The sequence below is a fragment of the Barnesiella sp. ET7 genome (assembly GCF_024733785.1).
GTDB lineage: Bacteria > Bacteroidota > Bacteroidia > Bacteroidales > Barnesiellaceae > Barnesiella > Barnesiella merdigallinarum.
This window is the reverse complement of the sequence record NZ_JANRHM010000068.1, coordinates 1-672: the sequence shown is the minus strand read 5'-3', so window position 1 is coordinate 672 and position 672 is coordinate 1. Positions and strand designations below refer to the sequence as shown.

The 672-nt window shown below is 43.0% G+C and carries 1 protein-coding gene; it reads right to left on the bottom strand.

Annotated elements, in window-relative coordinates; translation table 11 throughout:
• Positions 1–88: 88 nt before the first annotated feature.
• Complete coding sequence (locus NW211_RS13940) at positions 89–514, bottom strand: dihydrofolate reductase family protein (RefSeq protein ID WP_229042401.1); 426 nt, start codon at positions 512–514, stop codon at positions 89–91.
• Between the last annotated feature and the right edge of the window lie 158 nt (positions 515–672).

Below are 672 nucleotides of genomic sequence, written 5' to 3'. Positions count from 1 at the left end.
TCATTGAGTATCAGTGAAATAAAAATTTTCAATGTAAAAATTGGGACTTTTTAGAGTATTGCAAAATGCAACACTTTTTCGCAACCTGCTATTGCAAAATGCAAGAGTTGCGATAGATGATGCGTGTTATCCCGTTGGAGAATGAGGTGGTTTTATGAATGTTCCAACGACTTGGGGTAAAGTCATCGAATACGGGAGTTCCCTTACCTGCAATGATTGGCAGGATATAGACAACCATCTCATCAATGAGATTGTAACGGGATAGTCCTCGCAGAAGCTCTATGCTATCCTTGTCGGATATTTCAGCGATGTATATATCGGATTGGTTCTTGTCGGAGTGTTTCTCGGCAAGCAGGTCGAGCAAAGGATAGTGTGGCGTCAGGCGATAGACACTCTGCTCATGCCAATATGGAAAGCCTTTGGCATCATTCATTACCCACTGCATTAAGCTATCGTCAGCTTTCGGAAGAAAGCCGTCCATTGTCACTGCTGTTATGATCTGAATCTTTGCCATATCGTTACCTCCGTTCAAAAAAGAAGCGTGGTCATCACGCATCTAAACAGAGGCTCTGGCAAGCCCAAAGTGATACACGCGATGCCACGCTATGCATACGCATAGCATAAGCATTACGCAATTCATCACTTTAACTTCCACTGCCAGATTTCTGTTTA

Coding starts and splice junctions, on each gene's coding strand:
- NW211_RS13940 (WP_229042401.1), bottom strand. CDS start 514: ATGGCAAAGATTCAGATCATAACAGCAGTGACAATGGACGGCTTTCTT.